Source organism: Hwangdonia sp. (assembly GCF_048381975.1).
Taxonomy (GTDB): Bacteria; Bacteroidota; Bacteroidia; order Flavobacteriales; family Flavobacteriaceae; genus Hwangdonia; species Hwangdonia seohaensis.
Map to the genome: position 1 here is coordinate 106,137 of NZ_JBLWYT010000007.1, position 17,146 is coordinate 123,282.

The window sequence follows — 17,146 nt, forward strand, 5'->3', positions numbered from 1 at the left end:
TAATTTCGATATGTAATGAACCAAACCACAGAAAAAAACACCAACAAAACATTAGCTTACCTAAAACGTGTTATCCAATACCGCTTAGATAGCGAATACGGGAACTCCACACCCATACCACCAAAAGCGGTAACTATTGACGACTCCCTACTTTCAACTTTTATTTCAACCCATAACCTAACCGAAACAGAAACCATAATCCTGCTTATCGCATTAGTACCTCATATTTCACCAAATTTTTTTAACACAATCATTTCAGAATACTTGCCCAAAGGCGGCGAGTTCCCAGAATTTGGCGGTATAAAGGGAAAGAATCATCGGGGGATATTACCAACTGGAGAAACCGTGCAATTCATTATAGCGGGTAACGATATAGAAAAACGCAATGCATTGCTTAACCTGTTTAGCGAAGACCATAAATTTGCCAAAGCAGGCATCCTTTATCTTGACGATGTCCCTAAAGGCGAGCCGGTAATGAGCGGTCGGCTGATTCTTGAAACCGAGTTTGTCCAGTTACTCACAACAGGCACTGTTTTAAAACCAAAAATGTCCAGAGATTTCCCAGCGCAACGTATCGAGACCGATTTGGTGTGGAAAGATCTTATCCTTAACAAAAAAACTCTACAACAAATAAAGGAAATAGAAACTTGGCTTCAATACAACGATATTTTGCTTAACGATTGGAACATGAAAAGCCGTATAAAACCAGGCTATCGTGTTATGTTTCACGGGCCTCCGGGAACCGGAAAAACCCTAACCGCCAATTTACTTGGTAAATATACACAACGCGATGTGTACCGCATTGACCTTTCATTAGTAGTTTCAAAATACATTGGTGAAACCGAAAAAAACCTATCCAAACTTTTTGACAAGGCAAAAAGCAAGGATTGGATCCTGTTTTTCGATGAAGCAGATGCTATTTTTGGAAAGCGAACCAATGTGCGCGATGCCCACGACAAATATGCCAATCAAGAGGTTTCGTATTTACTGCAGCGCATTGAGGCGCATCCGGGGTTGGTAATTTTAGCATCTAATTTTAAAAGCAATATAGATACGGCGTTTACAAGACGGTTTCAGTCTATGATTGAATTTGAATTGCCAACATCCATCGAGCGTTTGGCTCTTTGGAAAAATAATTTGCCGTCCAAGATTACCGTTGAAAAATCAATGGATTTGGATGAACTTGCCAAAAAATACGAAATCACCGGCGCTAATATTGTAAACGTAATCCAATATGCCTGTTTAAAAACCATTTCAGAGGACAATAAATCCATTTTAAAATCGCATATTCTTGAGGGCATAAAAAAAGAATACCAAAAAGAAGGCAAATCTCTGCACCTGTAATTTTTTATTATAATATTTGTTCAAGTAGTTGTAAGTCAGTATATTTACACTCATGTTTGGGTTGGTTTTTGGAGAATTTTACAGACTAGCTTTTCAAAACATGAAATTTCTCTCAACTTTATTTTAGATTTCCCTATAAATCTACAAATTATTACAACTGATTTAATAGCTTAAAAATTAAGAATGCTTTGTTTTTTCAAAGCCATTTGCTAGTTGTAAATTTAATTTTATGAGCCCTAAAGGTAACCATACCGCACTTAATCGTTTTAGTAATAAATCTGACCAATGTAAAATTTCAGATTTAACCAAAGCCTGCGATTGCCTTGATAATTTACAGATAGCGATTTATCAACTTAATATTGAAAAGTTCATTTACAGTAATTTGGCTTTAAAAAGAATTTTAGGAAACCACGCTACTGAAATTATAAATAAGAGTTGGGATTATTGGTTTGATATGGTGAGTGATGACGAAGTTTTGTCGGTGAAAAATAAAGTAAATAACTTTTTCTCAATGCCTTACATCAATGCACCTTATGTTTTAAAGTATCATATTATAAATGAAAACGGCAAAAGAATTTTGTTAAGACATGAATTATTACTTCATTATTTGGAAGGTAATGTTTTAGCTATCAATTATTTTTTTGATATCACCGAAAAGGAAAAAATTGAGGATTACTTTAAGCTAGCCAATAATACAGCTAAAGATACTTATGAAAAAAAGAACTTGATTTCGCCAAGGGAAGAAGAGGTGTTAAAACTGGTAGCCGATGGATTTTCGTCTAAGCAAATTGCCGATAAGCTTTTTATAAGCAATCATACGGCCATAACACACCGTAAAAACCTCATTGAAAAGTTTAAAGTAAAAAATACAGCTCAATTAATTAAAAGGGTGTCAAGAAATATAGAATTATGGTGATTTACCCTTCAAAAGATTAACTAAATTCTAATTCAAAAAATTGAGGCTATCCAAAAAGTCAATGTCCATTCTAAATATCGCATTGAGCGCAGTCGAAATGCTTTGGTTTTCAGAATATTAAAAATGATATTATGCTCAGTTTGACACGGGACAATCACTTTTCAGACAACCTCATTAAAACTTGAAATCATTTAGCTTTTTCCAACAACACGATATCGTAAGTTGTGTTTAATGTTATCACACCTTTATTTACTGTTGCGGTTTTACCACTGTAAGCATCGTATAAAATATCCGCGTCTTTAAAAACTTTAGAAACCTCTAAAACTTTTTTACCCTTTGGCAAATCTAAACCGATAACGACCAAATCGATAAAATTATCTTTTGAAAAACTTCTGCTAAACAAATAAGGTGTTTTCGAAATCATTTGATGATTTCCTGCGCCCACAGCGGGATGATTTGCTCTAAATTGTCCTAATTTTTGCCAATGATATATAATGTTTTTGGTTTCGGAATCTTTTTCAATAGCCGTCCAATTCATATTAGAACGCAACGTGGCATCGCCCACTGTACCTTCAATGATCAATGAACGTGCCGATTCATCGCCGTAGTATATTTGAGATGTTCCCGGGGCAAGTAGCAGTTTTGTTGCTGTTTCGAAAGGTTTGTTGCGAGCAGCATCAAAAGGTTGCCCGTCATCGTGCGACGACAAATAGTTTACCGTGCCGTATCCTTTTAAATCGTTATTTAAGTAGTTTGAATAATTAGCAAACAAGGTTTCGTAATCTTGTTGTGAAGCATTCCATTTGAATTGAAAATTGATGAGACTTTGAAAAGCATGATCAAAATAATCTACTTTTTTATCTCCAAAATCGAAGTATTTTCCTGTATTAATGCCGTAATTATAAACCTCGCCCAATAAATAAAATTTATTATCATCTAAAATATTATCGGGATTTTGCTTTTTGAATGCCGCGAACGCATAGTCGCATTGGGTTTTAAATTCTTGCCATACATATTCCTCAACATGCTTAACCGTATCGACCCGATAACCATCAATTCCAAATTCCGTGATGTAATCGGTCAACCATTTCATGATGTAAAATCGAGGCGCTCTCGGGTATCCCGTTCTTGTAAAAAAGGCATCGAGTTCAGCTATTTCCTGTTCGTAGCGACCTTCTGATTTCCATTTTTTAACCAGTTGTGGTGGCAGTTCAACGGCATCATTGCTTTCTGTTTTTATATCCGGAAGATTTTCTACTAGGGTACAGGTTATGGTATTTTTGTAGCTATCGTAAGTACAATTAGGCTCGGTGCGCACCCAACTTGATGGCCAAACAGGGTCTTTTTCAGTAACAGGTCCGGTGTGATTGATAACGGCATCCAATAAAATCCGGATACCATTTTTATGGGCGACTTGCACCAGTTTTTTTAAATCTTCCTTGGTCCCGAAATTGGGGTCGATGGCAGTCCAATCTTTAGTCCAATAGCCATGAAAGCCATAGGTAGCGCCAGTACCTTCGTCTGTTCCACCATGAATTTGTTCTACAATTGGCGTCATCCAAATGGCATTAACGCCTAAATTGGTAAAATAGCCAGATTCGATTTTTTGAGTAATGCCTTTTAAATCGCCACCTTCAAATCCGCGAAGTTTGCCTGTTTGCTTTGTTCTGTTAAAATTAATATCGTTGGATGCATCGCCATTGTTAAACCGATCGGTTAAAAGAAAATATATGTTTGCCGATTCCCAAACAAATGGCGTTTTCACTTTTTCTTTTAATGTGTTTTCTTTTGAATTGTTACAATTAAAAAAAACAAAAAAGGATATTAAGATTAATACATACTTCATTTTGTTTGCGTTTTTAAAACCTCGCAGGTCTGATTTACTTATTTGATTTTTAATATGAAAGATTCCAAAGCATCTACATTTATATTAATGGTGGCGTGGTCTTCTTCAATCATTAAATTTGTTGAAAACTGATTGTATAACTGGTCTTCAACTTTATAATTGGCTTCGCTCAAATTCCACGATTCAATGATGTTTTTAGGAATTTTTAAGTTGAAGGAATAGCTGCTTTTAGCATCAAAATTTGAAATTATAATGAGTTTTTCAGTAGCGCTCCAACGCACAAATGATAGGACTTTGTCGTTATATCCAGAGGTATGCTTTCTGTTGTACCAATGGATATCTTCATACTTATCGGTAAGTGCCGAACTGGTAATGGTAAAGTTTAACAAGCGCTTATAAAAATCCCGTAATGCTTTTTCTTCATCAGTTAATTGTCCGCCATCAAATTGTTTGTTGTTCATCCAGCGTTGATGTGCCGGTACGCCGATATAATCGAAAATCGAGGTGCGCGTGGGTTTACCAAAACCAGCATCTTCAGAACCATCTTCTCCCACTTCCTGTCCGAAATAAATCATGGTTGGCGAGGTGCTAATGGTAGCGGAAACCACCATGGCAGGTTTGCCTATTTGGGCACTTCCAGCAAAATCTGGACTTGCGATACGCTGCTCATCATGATTTTCAAGAAAGTGAAGCATTTGGTGCTCGATATCTTTTAAATCATCAATTATGGCTGGGATATAATCTGTTTTACCTCGCCCTTGCATCACGCTTTTTATTGTATCGTATAATTGGACTTTGTCGTATAAATAATCCATTTTCCCTTTATGAATATAAGCTCTATAAAGTGTGGGATTATAAACTTCGGCCAATAGAAAAGCATTGGGATTTTTCATTTTTATTGCCGAATTCATATAGCTCCAAAATTCAACCGGTACCATTTCAGCCATGTCGTAACGAAAACCATCAACACCCATATCGATCCAATACAATGCAATGTTTTTGAATTTTGTCCACGAATTCGGCACCGTTTTATCTTGCCAAAACTGAAAGTGTTTTTTATAATCTTCATTTTCAAACCCATTGGGAAGGGTGTCAAAATCTTTTCTTCCATCGGGGCTAATGCCATAATTGATTTTTACGGTTTCGTACCAATCGTTCATTTTGGGTTGGGATAATCGAGACCCATTACCTGTCCATTTCGCAGGAACTTCGTCAAACTCACCATCTTCCAATGGATGTGTTTCGTCGCCTAATGGCGAATAACCGTGCTCCCAATTGGGAACTTTAAAAGCTTCGTTTGTGTTGTAATAAAAATTATTGTTTACATGATAAACAACGGTTTTATCGTCGGATACACCAAAATCCTCCACACCGTTTGGATTGGTTAAACTTTGGTAATTACGCGCCACATGATTGGGCACAATATCAATAATCACCTTTAAACCAGCGTTATGGGAACGTTTAATTAGGGCTTTAAATTCTTCTAATCTGTGCTGTGGGTTTTCGGCTAAATCTGGATTAACATTGTAGTAATCCTTTACGGCATAAGGCGAACCTGCTCTCCCTTTTACAACGTCGGGATCGTCATTTGAAATGCCATATTCGGTGTAGTCTGTAATCACACCATGGTGCGGTACGCCTGTGTACCAAATATGTGTTACGCCCAAATCCTTTATTTCGCGGAGTGCTTTGTCTGTAAAATCGTTGAATTTGCCAACACCGTTTTCTTCAATCGTTCCCCAAGGTTTGTTGGTTGTATTTGTGTTTCCAAACAAACGTGTAAATACTTGATAGACGACTTTTTTACTTTTTAACCCTTTTTTGTTTGTTGTTGATTCTGCAACTTGGTTAGCTTCTTTTTTACATCCCATTACTATCGAAAAAAGGAGCATTATAATAAATATATTTTGCTTACTCATGCTGCTCTTTTTAATTTTTTTATTGATTTATTTCTTTTAAATTGTTTCATATTAATAAGCATAAATTGGTTATTCGTTAACAAACAACCAAGAAACAGCTTGCTTAAATTCGGTTTTCCAAAACGATTCGCTGTGCGTTCCATTTGGCACTATTTTTTTATGGATATGCTCTGGTAAAAATCCGTTGGACTGCATCAGTTCAACCATTTTATTGGTGCCATTTACCATTTCTTCGCCTTCTTTTTCCCCAACTAAATAATAGGACTTTGAATGGTTTGGTTGCTCTTTTGTAAACTGAAAACTAGTTTCGGCATACCAAAACGATGGGGAAAATACAGCGGCTTTTCCAAATATATCGGGCCTTTTTACTGCTGCGTAATGCGCAAACAAACCGCCCATTGATGATCCGGAAATACCCGTATTTTTGTTATCGGTTTTGGTTCGGTAAACGCGGTCGATTTCTGGTTTTAAGTGGTTTACCAAAAACCCTAGATACTGTTCACCTTCGCCTTTGCCATACTTTTTATTGTCCCAGGCTGAATATTCATTTATACGTTTATCTCCACCGTGGTCAATAGCTACAACTATAAGTCCAAACCCAGTTTCATCAAATATGTCATTTAAGGTTTCATCGGCTTCCCATTCGCCACTGTAAGAGGTTTTTTCATCAAACACATTCTGGCCGTCTTGCATGTACAAAACAGGATAACGTGCTTTGGACGATTGGTAATTTGGTGGTAAATACACGCTTATTTTCCGCTTTCGTTGCAGTTGTGGTATTTCAAAATTTTCAGCGAAAACATGCACGTTTTTGGACGCTGTAGATGCTTTGCTTTTTTGATTTGGATGACTCCAATTAACAATATTTACTAAAACCGTATCCCTGGTTTTTATAAAAGAATGGGTTCGGTTTTCTATGGGATTACCGTTGATTTTACACTCTACTTTGTCCCAATGTCCTAATGTGAATTTATAGCTTATAGTTTTAGCTTTTTTTGTAATGCTTATACTATATTGATTGTTTTTTTTATGGAGTTTGAATGGTGCTTTGCCACCAGACCAACCTTCGAAATCACCAGAAATGTAAATATCGTCATCAAAATTGTGAGCTTCTGGCAGGTCGTTAATTACAAACGTAACAACCGCTTTATCCGATAGCACCGTATCATCTTGTTTTTTCTTATTTGAACAAGACAAAAATGCCATGCTTAAAAATAGGACGATAAGTTGCTTTTTCATTCTTTATTTCTCTCAGACCCAGACCTGTCAGGTTTTTAAAACCTAACAGGTCTTTTATTATAATTTTGTACTTAAAATGGTGCTTCCTTTTTCATTCAATAAAAGACTGTCTTTCCATACTACTTTAGCATCCGTAATAACATTAACCAAGGTTTTTTCCGTTAAACCCATTTCCTCAAATCTGTGTAAATCCAATTGTGTTGGTTCTTCATTTTTATTTAAAATATGCACTACAGTTTCATCTTCAAAAACCCTGAACATCACATATACGCCTTGTTCCGGGGCAAAATGAATGGTTTTCCCCTCGTGAATGGCTTTACTGTGCTTTCTGTAATTCAACATGTTTTTAAGGAACAATTGCATGTCCTTTTGCTCAACTGTTAGCCCTTCGCCTGTAAAGGCATTAACGGTATCGTTTGCCCAACCGCCAGGGAAATCGGAACGGATTAATCCGTGGTCTCCGGGGTTATCAAAATCGTGCATTAGTATTTCCGTACCGTAATAAATCTGAGGGATTCTTGGTAAAGTCAGCACATAGCTTAAAGCCATTTTGGTATTTGTAACATCGCCTTTTAGCTGTGTAAAAATGCGACTCATATCGTGATTGTCTGGGAAAATCATAAAATCTTTTGGGTTGGCATAATGAAAATCGTTAGCCAAACCTTCATATATTTTAACGAAGCCTGTGTCCCATGATTCCTCTTCATTTAAAGCTTCAACAATTAATCGTTGCATGGGGAAATCCATCGGGGATTTTAAATTCGATTTGTAACCATCCCTATTATTAGCACCATCTTGCCAATATCCAACTATTAATGGATTTAAACTCCACTCTTCGCCAACAATGTTAAAGTTTGGGTATTCGTGCATGATTGCACCCGCCCATGTACTCATAAAATGTTTATCGGGATAAGGATAGGTGTCTTGACGAATACCGCCTAAGTTTACAGTTTCAATCCACCAAATACTGTTTTGAATGGTGTATTTAGCCATAAACGGGTTGCGTTGATTCAAGTCTGGCATCGCCGAGACAAACCAACCCACATTCATGTTTTTTTTGTCTTTTTTTGAGGCATACATATCTTGGTTTACGGTTCGCCTATGATTGGTGGTAATACTTTTGTCGCCGCTCCAATCATCTCTATTTTTTTCATAGTTTTCTTGATAATTTATCCAATCTTTAAAAGGTAAATCTTTCATCCACCAGTGTTCCAAACCACAATGATTGGCGACTTGGTCCATGATTAATTTCATGCCTTTTTCAGACATTTTTGAGGACAAGGCTTTATAATCTTCTAGCGTGCCGTAGCGCGGATCGACCTGATAATAATCGGTAATGGCATATCCATGGTATGAACCTTGAAACATATCATTGGTTAATAACGGACAGGACCAAATGGCTGTAAATCCTAAATCGTCAATATAATTTAAGTGGTTTATAATGCCTTGAATATCACCGCCGTGGCGTGCATAATCATCGGTTCTGTCAATGGTTGTTTCGTGCAAGGTTTTGTTGTTATCGTTCGTAGGATTTCCGTTTGAAAACCTATCGGGTGTAATCAAATAAATGGCATCGCTACTGTTAAACCCTACATAATCTTCAGGATTTTTTTCTCTGGCTTTAAGCTCATAAGTATAAACCAAATCATCATGGTTTTCTTGTTTAAAAGCGATATTGAATTTGCCTGCCTTTGTGGTTTCAGAAATATTCAAATCTATAAACAGATAATTTGGGCTATCTGCTTGTTGGACCTTTTCAATAGAAACGCCGTGATAAGAAATCTCTGGAGTCCATTTTGAAATATTAGGATGATGCACCAAAAGTTGTAATGAAGAATCCTTAAAGCCTACCCACCAATTAATAGGCTCAATGCGGTTAATGTCGTGCTTTTCAATTATTGAATTGTTTTTATCAACCTCATTTTCAGTCATATTGCTTTCTTTTTTACAAGATAAATTTAAGCTAAATACACATAGCAACCCAACTGTTATGGCATAGATATTAGTCATTTTATTTTTAAGATAGTAGCCCATGAGAATTTAATTTATAGGTTTAATGCTTATGGCGTATCCACCGGCAGGAACTGATGTTAACGATAGTTTTGATTTATTGGTTACCTTTTTGGTTGTAATGGTATAAGCTTGCGGATTGGTTTTGTAGTGCGCATCTTTAGCATCGGCATAAATAGTTGCTGTATATTTTTTTCCTTTTTCAAGGAAATCCAACTTGATGTTTGATGTTCTTTGATGGTTGCCATTAACATTGCCAACAAACCAATGGTCACTCCCTTTTTCCTTTCGGGCCACGGTAATGTAATGTCCGGGTTCTGCCTCTAAATATATGCTTTCGTCCCAATCAATGGCCACATCTTTTATAAACTGAAAAGCGTCCATAAACTGCTCGTAATGCTCAGGTAAATCGGCCGCCATTTGCAACGGGCTATACATGGTAACGTACAAGGCCAATTGGTTGGCAATGGTACTGTTTACATGCGAATTGTTATTAGGGTTAAGTTTGCTAATGTCCATTTCGAAAATCCCTGGCGTGTAATCCATGGGGCCACCAATTAATCGTGTAAATGGCAAAATGGTAACGTGGTTTGGTTTTGAGCCACCAAAGGCTTGAAATTCTGTGCCTCGTGCCGATTCGTTGCCAATTAAATTGGGGTATGTTCTACTAATTCCCGTTGGTCGAACCGCTTCGTGGGCGTTCACCATAATTTTATAATCCGCCGCTTTTTCAATGGCATATTGATAGTGGTTTACAACCCACTGGCTGTAATGGTGCTCGCCTCGTGGCAATATATTGCCCACATAACCACTTTTAACAGACTCATAACCGTTATCGTTCATAAATTGATAAGCCTTGTCCATGTGGCGCTCGTAATTGCGTACCGATCCGGAGGTTTCGTGATGCATCATCATTTTTACACCTTTGGATTTCGCATATTTATGAATTTCCTGAACATCAAAATCTGGATATGGCGTAACAAAATCGAACACGTAATCTTTAGATTTTCCGAACCAATCTTCCCAACCTTCGTTCCAGCCTTCAACTAAAACGGCATCAAATCCGTGTTCCGAAGCAAAATCGATATACCGCTTAACTTTGGTGTTGTTTGCAGCGTGTGTTTTGTTAGGTTTTACTTTGGTATAATCGGTAACGCCCAATTGAACCGAAGGCAAATCATCGGTATAGGCCCACGAGCTTTTTCCGGTGATCATTTCCCACCAAACACCAATGTATTTTACAGGATTAATCCACGAAGTGTCTTCAATTTCACAAGGGTCGTTTAAGTTTAACGTTAATTTTGAAGCCAAAATATCCCGAGCGTCATCGCTTACCATTATGGTTCTCCACGGTGATTTGCACGGCGCTTGCATATATCCTTTGTCGCCAACGGCATCAGGGGTTAAGTGCGATTGGAAAATCAAATTTTCTTCATCTAAATTTAAGTGCATACACGAGTAATCGATTAAAGCGGCTTCGTGTAGGTTGATGTACAAGCCTTCGGCAGTTTTCATCATTAAAGCGGTTTGCACGCCTGTTTTCGAAAACTGTTTTTGAGAGGCGTTATCGGTAACGGCTGCATCAAAATTGTCGCGTATTTCGGATAGTTTGGATTCGGTGTAATCGTACTCTTGGGTGTCGTAATCCCCGGGAATCCAAAATGCGGTATGGTCGCCCGTCATGGCAAACTGTGTTTTTTCTTCTTTTATGATGAAATACACCAGGTTTTCTTGTTGTGGAAATTCATAACGAAACCCTAATCCTTCATTAAATAGTCTAAAACGAATCAGCATCATTCTATCCGTTTCGTTTTGTTTTAAGTGGATGGCTAACTCGTTGTAATGGTTTCTAATTTGTTTTTCTTCGCCCCAAACCGGTGTCCACGTATCATCAAAAGTTGCTGTTTCGGTTTTAAGAATGGTGAAATCATTCAACAGTGATTTTTCATCGTTTTTAAGAGCCAAACCTAAAGCGCTTGGATTTATAACCGCCTTGTTTTTATAGCTTAGTTGATAGGTTGGCGTACCATCATTTTTAAGCGAAAACTGCATGGTCAATTCACTGTTCGGTGATTGTAAGGTTTGCGAATAGGCTATGTTGAAAACTGAAAATAAAACCGTAAAGCTTAATACAAATAATGATTTCATCTTTTTAAATTTTTATGTTATTGTGTTTATATATAATCTATACAGCTTGCAACTGTTTGGTTTTAAGCAATATAGGTTTGTTGTTTACAAGAATTTCGAGCTCGCTGCCGCTTAAAATTTCAAAATGGGTTTGTTTATGGCCAATATCTACTTTTAAAATATGATTTCTAAAATTGATTTTAAATGAATAGGCTTCCCATTGCTCTGGTATTTTTGGCGTAAACGACAGCTTATTATCTTTAACGCGCATCCCACCGAAGCCTTCAACAATACTCATCCACGTGCCTGCCATTGATGTAATGTGCAAGCCTTCGTGAACTTCGTGATTGTAATCGTCTAAATCCAATCGCGAGGTGCGCAAATAAAACTGATACGCTTGCTCCATCCGGTTTAATTTAGCGGCTTGAATACTGTGTACACAAGGCGATAGCGAACTTTCGTGAACGGTAAAAGGTTCGTAAAAATCGAAATGACGCTCTAATGATTCTGTAGTAAATTGATCATCAAAAAAGTAAAATCCTTGTAAAACATCGGCTTGTTTTATATACGGTGAACGCAGGATCCTGTCCCATGACCATTTTTGATTTATAGGGCGCTGCGATTTATCTAAATTTGAAACCGCAATGAGTTCTTTATCTAAAAAGCCATCTTGTTGTAAATACACTTGGTGCTTTTCGGAATACGGAAAATACATGTTGTCGGCAACGGTTTTCCATTGCTCTATTTCAAGTTTATTAAGCTTTAGCTTATCAATAATTCTAATATAATCAGCTGGATACTCAAGCATTATTTTTTCGATGTTTTCAATCGTATAACTAATGCACCATTGCGCTATATAGTTGGTGTACCAATTGTTGTTTACATTATTTTCATATTCATTTGGCCCTGTAACACCCAAAATAACGTACTTGTTTTTATCGGTTGAAAACGAAGCGCGCTGTTGCCAAAAACGTGCAATTCCTATAAGCACTTCCAAGCCTTTTTCGGGAATATAACTATAATCTCCAGTATATCTGTAGTAATTGAATATAGCAAATGCAATGGCACCGTTTCGATGGATTTCCTCAAATGTGATTTCCCATTCGTTATGGCATTCTTCACCATTCATGGTTACCATAGGGTACAAGGCTGCACCGTTTTTAAAGCCTAATTTTTCGGCGTTTTCAATAGCTTTTTCCAAATGATTATAACGGTACTCCAATAAATTTCTGGCTACTTTTTCATCTTTAGTCGCCATGTAAAAAGGAATACAATACGCCTCGGTATCCCAATAGGTACTGCCACCATATTTTTCGCCTGTAAACCCTTTAGGGCCAATGTTTAATTTGGAATCTTTACCCAAATAGGTTTGGTTGAGTTGAAAAATATTAAAACGAATACCTTGTTGCGCTTTTACATCGCCAGTAATATTGATGTCTGCGCGTTCCCAAATGTTCACCCAAGCTTCTTTTTGCTTTTTTAACAGCCCATCAAATCCCAAGGTTATAGCTTTGTCTAAAATTTGTTTAGACACTGAGACCAATTCGGTTTTATCGTAGTTTCTGTCTGTAACGTAACCTCCGAATTTTTGAATGGAGTAGGTTTCGCCTTTTTTTACGTGATGGTTATAATCAAAAGAAATATAATTATCTTCTGAATTGATATCAGGGTTTAGAAACAACCCTTTATTGTTTAGATAGACTTTGGATTCCATAAATGTGGAAACATAAAAACCCGTTTTCATGGTTTTCGTTTCAATAAAAGCCCGATTATTTTCGTGACTGACCTTTAAGATATCCCAAAATTTATCGTCCCAATTGGTGTCTTCGTTTGTAATACCGCCGTCCAAATAGGGTTGAAATTGAATTTGGGCATCGTTATTTATTGGTGTGATATGATATTCTATAGCGCCTAATTCTTCCAAATCTAAACTTAGAAAACGCTTGGTTTTAACCTCTATTTGAATGTTGTTCTGTAAAGTAGCCATAAAACTTCTTGACAACCAACCTTCTTGCATGTTAAGTTCCCTTTTGAAGTTGTCAACCTTTTTGCAGGTAAACAAATCCAATTGCTCGCCATTAACAGACACGTTTATACCAATCCAATTTGGTGCGTTAAGTACTTTGGCAAAATATTCGGGATAGCCATTTTTCCACCATCCTACTTTGGTTTTATCGGGGTAATACACACCGGCTATGTAACTGCCTTGAAACGTTGGTCCGGAGTAATGCTCTTCAAAATTGGCACGTTGCCCCATAGCACCATTACCAATGCTAAATATACTTTCGGAAGATTTAACACGATGTGTATCGAAACCTTCTTCAATGATGGACCAGCTATCTGGTTTTATATAATCTTGATTCATTTTATTTTAGATGATAGAGAATAGACATTAGGTCGGTTTGCTATTAAACCCACTAACTAATGACCCTATTTCTCCAATATTATTTATTTTCTATTTTCTCTACTTTTTGTTCTTTTTTCTCTTTTATAGTACTGAGCTCTTTGATGAAATCTGAACTAATTTCGGTTAAATCCTTAAAATTAAAATCGGCTTTATGAAGCGTTTGTTTATCACCAATCCCGATGGAAATCATATTGGCAGCATTTGCCGCTTCAACACCCGCGATGGCATCTTCAAAAACAATGCATTTTTCCGGTTTTAGTTTTAGCATTTTTGCTCCCAATAAAAACACTTCGGGGTCTGGTTTTGCTTTAAAAACACTGTTCCCGTCAACAATTCCAATAAACCTCTCAAATAAATTAACTTTCTTTAAAATTAATGTCGCATTCTTACTTGCAGAACCCAATACATATTGAATTCCCAAACCATCCAAAGTATCTAAAAGCGCTGTTACACCCGGAAGAATTTCTTCAGGCCCCATTTTGGTGATATAGCTTAAATAATCTTCATTTTTACTAATTAGAATCTCTTGCTTTTTTTCTTCTGAAAGCTTAATATTTCCTATGTCCAGAAGAATTTCTAGAGACCTTACGCGACTAACTCCTTTAAGCAATTCGTTATGTGTTTCGGTAAATTCGAAACCCAAATCATCCGCGAGGTGTTTCCATGCTAAAAAATGGTATTTTGCGGTGTCTACAATAACACCGTCCAAATCGAATATGATTCCTGTTTTGTTCATTTGTTAAGATTGAATTACATCGTCAACATCCTTGACCTTATAAACTAAAGATGCCGCGATTAAAAAGCTTACGCCACTCATCATTAGGGCATATACGGCATGATTGTCATAGGCATATTTTACAAGTGGGCCACCAATTAAAGCGTTGATTATTTGGGGGATAACAATAAAGAAATTAAAAATTCCCATGTAAACACCCATTTTCTTTGGGGAAATCGAGCCAGCTAAAATAGCGTAGGGCATAGCCAAAATACTTGCCCAAGCAATACCAACGGCAATCATGGAAACAATTAGCCAATTTTCATCTGGCATAATGTAAATGGATAGCAAGCCCAAACCACCCACAATTAACGATATGGAATGCGTTTTTTTACGTCCGATTTTCTTAGCGATATAAGGCAGTGCAAAAGCATAAAATGCAGATATTAGGTTATAAACCCCAAACAGAATCCCTACCCAATCTCCGGCATCTTGATAGGTTGAGCTGCTACTGTCGGTATGCGGCAACCCGTAAATGTGTTGCGCAATTGCCGGTGTAGCAAATACCCACATGCCGAAAAGCCCGAACCAAGAAAAGAATTGCACCCAACTTAATTGGCGCATGGTTGTTGGCATTTTTTTGAAATCCTCAAAAATATCCATCAAACTGGATTTCACCTCTTCACCATCATTACTTATAGTATCAGCGTGTTTTTGTTCATCTTCAAAATTTGCTAATTCTTCGGGCGAATATTCCTTAGTTGTTAGCACGGTTACTAAAATTGAAGCGATTAAAATGATAGCGCCAATAATAAAGGACAGGATTAAATTAAATGGCACAGCGCCCTCGACGGTTTCATTAGAAACTCCAAACCAATTTGTTAAAGCATAAGGCAACCACGAGCCAATAACGGCTCCAAAACCAATGAGTGCCGTTTGCACGCTAAAACCCAATGTACGTTGGTCTGTTCTTAAGTTATCGCCAACCAAAGCGCGAAATGGCTCCATGGCAATATTGAACGATGCATCCATAATCATGAGCATGCCTGCGCCAACCCAAAGTGCGGGTAAAAAGGCAATAAACATATCGGCCTGTGGCATTAATACCAAACCAATAGATGCTAAAATGGCACCCACCAAAAAGAATGGTTTACGTCTGCCAAATCTTCCCCAGGTTTTATCGCTATAATGCCCAACGATGGGTTGAACAATTAAGCCCATTAAAGGCGCAATTATCCAAAACCATGATAGTTCATGAACATCGGCTCCGAAAATTTGAAGTATTCTACTGGCGTTGGCATTTTGGAGTGCAAAACCCATTTGTATTCCCAAGAACCCGAAACTCATGTTCCAAATTTCCCAGAAACTTAATCTACGCTTTTCCATTAATAGTATATTTAAATTAATACTATTTCGATAAGCGATAACTTATCAAAACTTATTGTGAGAAGTGAAAATATAAGTTTTGAATCGGCATCAAAGATATAAAAGAATTTTATTATTCCTAATAATTTTTTTGTTTCAATAGGATGTTACGAAACTATTTAGTTGATTCTCTTTCAATAATATCGGTTTCGATTACCACTTTTATAAAGTCTGATTTTTTATCGCCATTTTTAAAATATTGGGGACTTTCTGTATCTGATGCTTCCAATCTGTCTATCAATAAATTTGCGGCCTGTTCGCCAATTTTCTGACCGTGCTGGCTTACCGTTGTTAAACTTGGTGTGGCATGTTTTGAGAGTACGCCATCGGTAAAACCAATAACCTGAACATCCTCGGGAATACTAAGCCCCAACTTTCTTGCCACCTTCATCGCGGTTACCGCGTAAAGTTCGTTAACGGCAAAAACACCATCAATGTTACCATTGGATTTAAAAAACTGTTCTATTTCTTGTTCCAAACCTTCAAATTGATCTTCTACATCCAAACTATCATCAATTTTCAATATCAAATTAGGCTCTGCAATTATTTTATTTTGCTCCAATGCTTCAATATAGCCTTGGGTTCTCAATCGCCCCACACTTACATAATCCATAGTGGTTATTAGCGCAATGTTTTTACAGCCGTTTTCAATAAGCTTTTTTACGGCTTTTACCGACCCGTTAAAATCGTCGACAATTACCTTGTCGCAATCCACTTCATTAACAACCCTATCAAACATAACAATGGGCATGCCTTGGTTTATGGTGGCATTAAAATGATGGTAATCCTGTTTGAGCAACGTTTCTTTTGAAATGGAGAGAATAAACCCATCTATACTACCATTGGCAAGCATCTCCATATTGATGATTTCTTTTGCAAACGACTCGTTGGACAACCCCACAATAACGTTATAACCCCTTCTGTTGGCCACGCGTTCTATGCCTCGAATAACGGTAGAGAAGAAGTGGTGCACGATTTCGGGTATTAAAATCCCAATGGTTTTTGTTTTTCTGTTTTTTAAGCTGAGCGCAATGTTGTTGGGTTTATAGTTGTAAAATTTGGCGAATGCCTGAATTTTTTGGGTGGTCTCTTCGCTAATTTCTTTACTGCCACTAAGTGCTTTTGAAACGGTTGAAATGGAAACATCCAGTTCGCGTGCTATTTGTTTCAGTGTAATCTTTCTTTTCATGAGAATCTG

Annotated in this window: 11 protein-coding genes; 2 read left to right on the forward strand and 9 right to left on the reverse strand. The window is 37.2% G+C overall.

Annotation, left to right across the window (positions count from 1 at the left end; genetic code table 11):
• The first annotated feature begins 15 nt into the window (after nucleotides 1-15).
• Nucleotides 16-1,344 (forward strand): ATP-binding protein, encoded by a 1,329-nt coding sequence (locus ACN5J7_RS13015; protein ID WP_418604244.1) that lies wholly within the window; start codon nucleotides 16-18, stop codon nucleotides 1,342-1,344.
• A 229-nt stretch (nucleotides 1,345-1,573) separates the two neighbouring features.
• The gene (locus ACN5J7_RS13020) at nucleotides 1,574-2,260 is read left to right on the forward strand and encodes a helix-turn-helix transcriptional regulator (RefSeq protein ID WP_311942490.1); all 687 of its coding nucleotides are present in this window, start codon (nucleotides 1,574-1,576) and stop codon (nucleotides 2,258-2,260) included.
• Nucleotides 2,261-2,447: 187 nt separating this feature from the next.
• Here the strand turns inward: ACN5J7_RS13020 and ACN5J7_RS13025 are convergent, their stop codons facing one another.
• From ACN5J7_RS13025 to ACN5J7_RS13065, 9 genes are all read right to left on the reverse strand, one after another.
• Nucleotides 2,448-4,106, reverse strand: a complete 1,659-nt coding sequence (locus ACN5J7_RS13025; protein WP_311942494.1) for an alpha-amylase family glycosyl hydrolase — start codon at nucleotides 4,104-4,106, stop codon at nucleotides 2,448-2,450.
• Nucleotides 4,107-4,144: 38 nt separating this feature from the next.
• Complete coding sequence (locus tag ACN5J7_RS13030; RefSeq protein WP_418604245.1) at nucleotides 4,145-6,025, reverse strand: alpha-amylase family protein; 1,881 nt, start codon at nucleotides 6,023-6,025, stop codon at nucleotides 4,145-4,147.
• A gap of 69 nt (nucleotides 6,026-6,094) precedes the next feature.
• The gene (locus tag ACN5J7_RS13035) at nucleotides 6,095-7,264 is read right to left on the reverse strand and encodes an alpha/beta hydrolase (RefSeq protein WP_418604246.1); all 1,170 of its coding nucleotides are present in this window, start codon (nucleotides 7,262-7,264) and stop codon (nucleotides 6,095-6,097) included.
• Between the two features lie 57 nt (nucleotides 7,265-7,321).
• On the reverse strand, nucleotides 7,322-9,274 hold the full coding sequence (locus ACN5J7_RS13040) for a glycoside hydrolase family 13 protein (protein ID WP_418604247.1): 1,953 nt from the start codon (nucleotides 9,272-9,274) through the stop codon (nucleotides 7,322-7,324).
• A 30-nt stretch (nucleotides 9,275-9,304) separates the two neighbouring features.
• Complete coding sequence (locus ACN5J7_RS13045) at nucleotides 9,305-11,422, reverse strand: glycoside hydrolase family 97 protein (RefSeq protein ID WP_418604248.1); 2,118 nt, start codon at nucleotides 11,420-11,422, stop codon at nucleotides 9,305-9,307.
• 37 nt (nucleotides 11,423-11,459) lie between these two features.
• Nucleotides 11,460-13,766 (reverse strand): glycoside hydrolase family 65 protein, encoded by a 2,307-nt coding sequence (locus tag ACN5J7_RS13050; protein WP_418604249.1) that lies wholly within the window; start codon nucleotides 13,764-13,766, stop codon nucleotides 11,460-11,462.
• A gap of 79 nt (nucleotides 13,767-13,845) precedes the next feature.
• Nucleotides 13,846-14,544: a beta-phosphoglucomutase gene (gene pgmB, locus ACN5J7_RS13055; protein WP_418604250.1), complete on the reverse strand. Its 699-nt coding sequence runs from the start codon at nucleotides 14,542-14,544 to the stop codon at nucleotides 13,846-13,848.
• Between the two features lie 3 nt (nucleotides 14,545-14,547).
• The gene (locus ACN5J7_RS13060; RefSeq protein WP_418604251.1) at nucleotides 14,548-15,909 is read right to left on the reverse strand and encodes an MFS transporter; all 1,362 of its coding nucleotides are present in this window, start codon (nucleotides 15,907-15,909) and stop codon (nucleotides 14,548-14,550) included.
• A 154-nt stretch (nucleotides 15,910-16,063) separates the two neighbouring features.
• Nucleotides 16,064-17,137: a LacI family DNA-binding transcriptional regulator gene (locus tag ACN5J7_RS13065; RefSeq protein ID WP_418604252.1), complete on the reverse strand. Its 1,074-nt coding sequence runs from the start codon at nucleotides 17,135-17,137 to the stop codon at nucleotides 16,064-16,066.
• Nucleotides 17,138-17,146 lie beyond the last annotated feature (9 nt).

Excerpts from the sequence above, each read along its gene's own strand:
- ACN5J7_RS13015 (WP_418604244.1), top strand. The coding sequence starts at position 16 with ATGAACCAAACCACAGAAAAAAACACCAACAAAACATTAGCTTACCTA.
- ACN5J7_RS13020 (WP_311942490.1), top strand. The coding sequence starts at position 1,574 with ATGAGCCCTAAAGGTAACCATACCGCACTTAATCGTTTTAGTAATAAA.
- ACN5J7_RS13025 (WP_311942494.1), bottom strand. The coding sequence starts at position 4,106 with ATGAAGTATGTATTAATCTTAATATCCTTTTTTGTTTTTTTTAATTGT.
- ACN5J7_RS13030 (WP_418604245.1), bottom strand. The coding sequence starts at position 6,025 with ATGAGTAAGCAAAATATATTTATTATAATGCTCCTTTTTTCGATAGTA.
- ACN5J7_RS13035 (WP_418604246.1), bottom strand. The coding sequence starts at position 7,264 with ATGAAAAAGCAACTTATCGTCCTATTTTTAAGCATGGCATTTTTGTCT.
- ACN5J7_RS13040 (WP_418604247.1), bottom strand. The coding sequence starts at position 9,274 with ATGACTAATATCTATGCCATAACAGTTGGGTTGCTATGTGTATTTAGC.
- ACN5J7_RS13045 (WP_418604248.1), bottom strand. The coding sequence starts at position 11,422 with ATGAAATCATTATTTGTATTAAGCTTTACGGTTTTATTTTCAGTTTTC.
- ACN5J7_RS13050 (WP_418604249.1), bottom strand. The coding sequence starts at position 13,766 with ATGAATCAAGATTATATAAAACCAGATAGCTGGTCCATCATTGAAGAA.
- pgmB (WP_418604250.1), bottom strand. The coding sequence starts at position 14,544 with ATGAACAAAACAGGAATCATATTCGATTTGGACGGTGTTATTGTAGAC.
- ACN5J7_RS13060 (WP_418604251.1), bottom strand. The coding sequence starts at position 15,909 with ATGGAAAAGCGTAGATTAAGTTTCTGGGAAATTTGGAACATGAGTTTC.
- ACN5J7_RS13065 (WP_418604252.1), bottom strand. The coding sequence starts at position 17,137 with ATGAAAAGAAAGATTACACTGAAACAAATAGCACGCGAACTGGATGTT.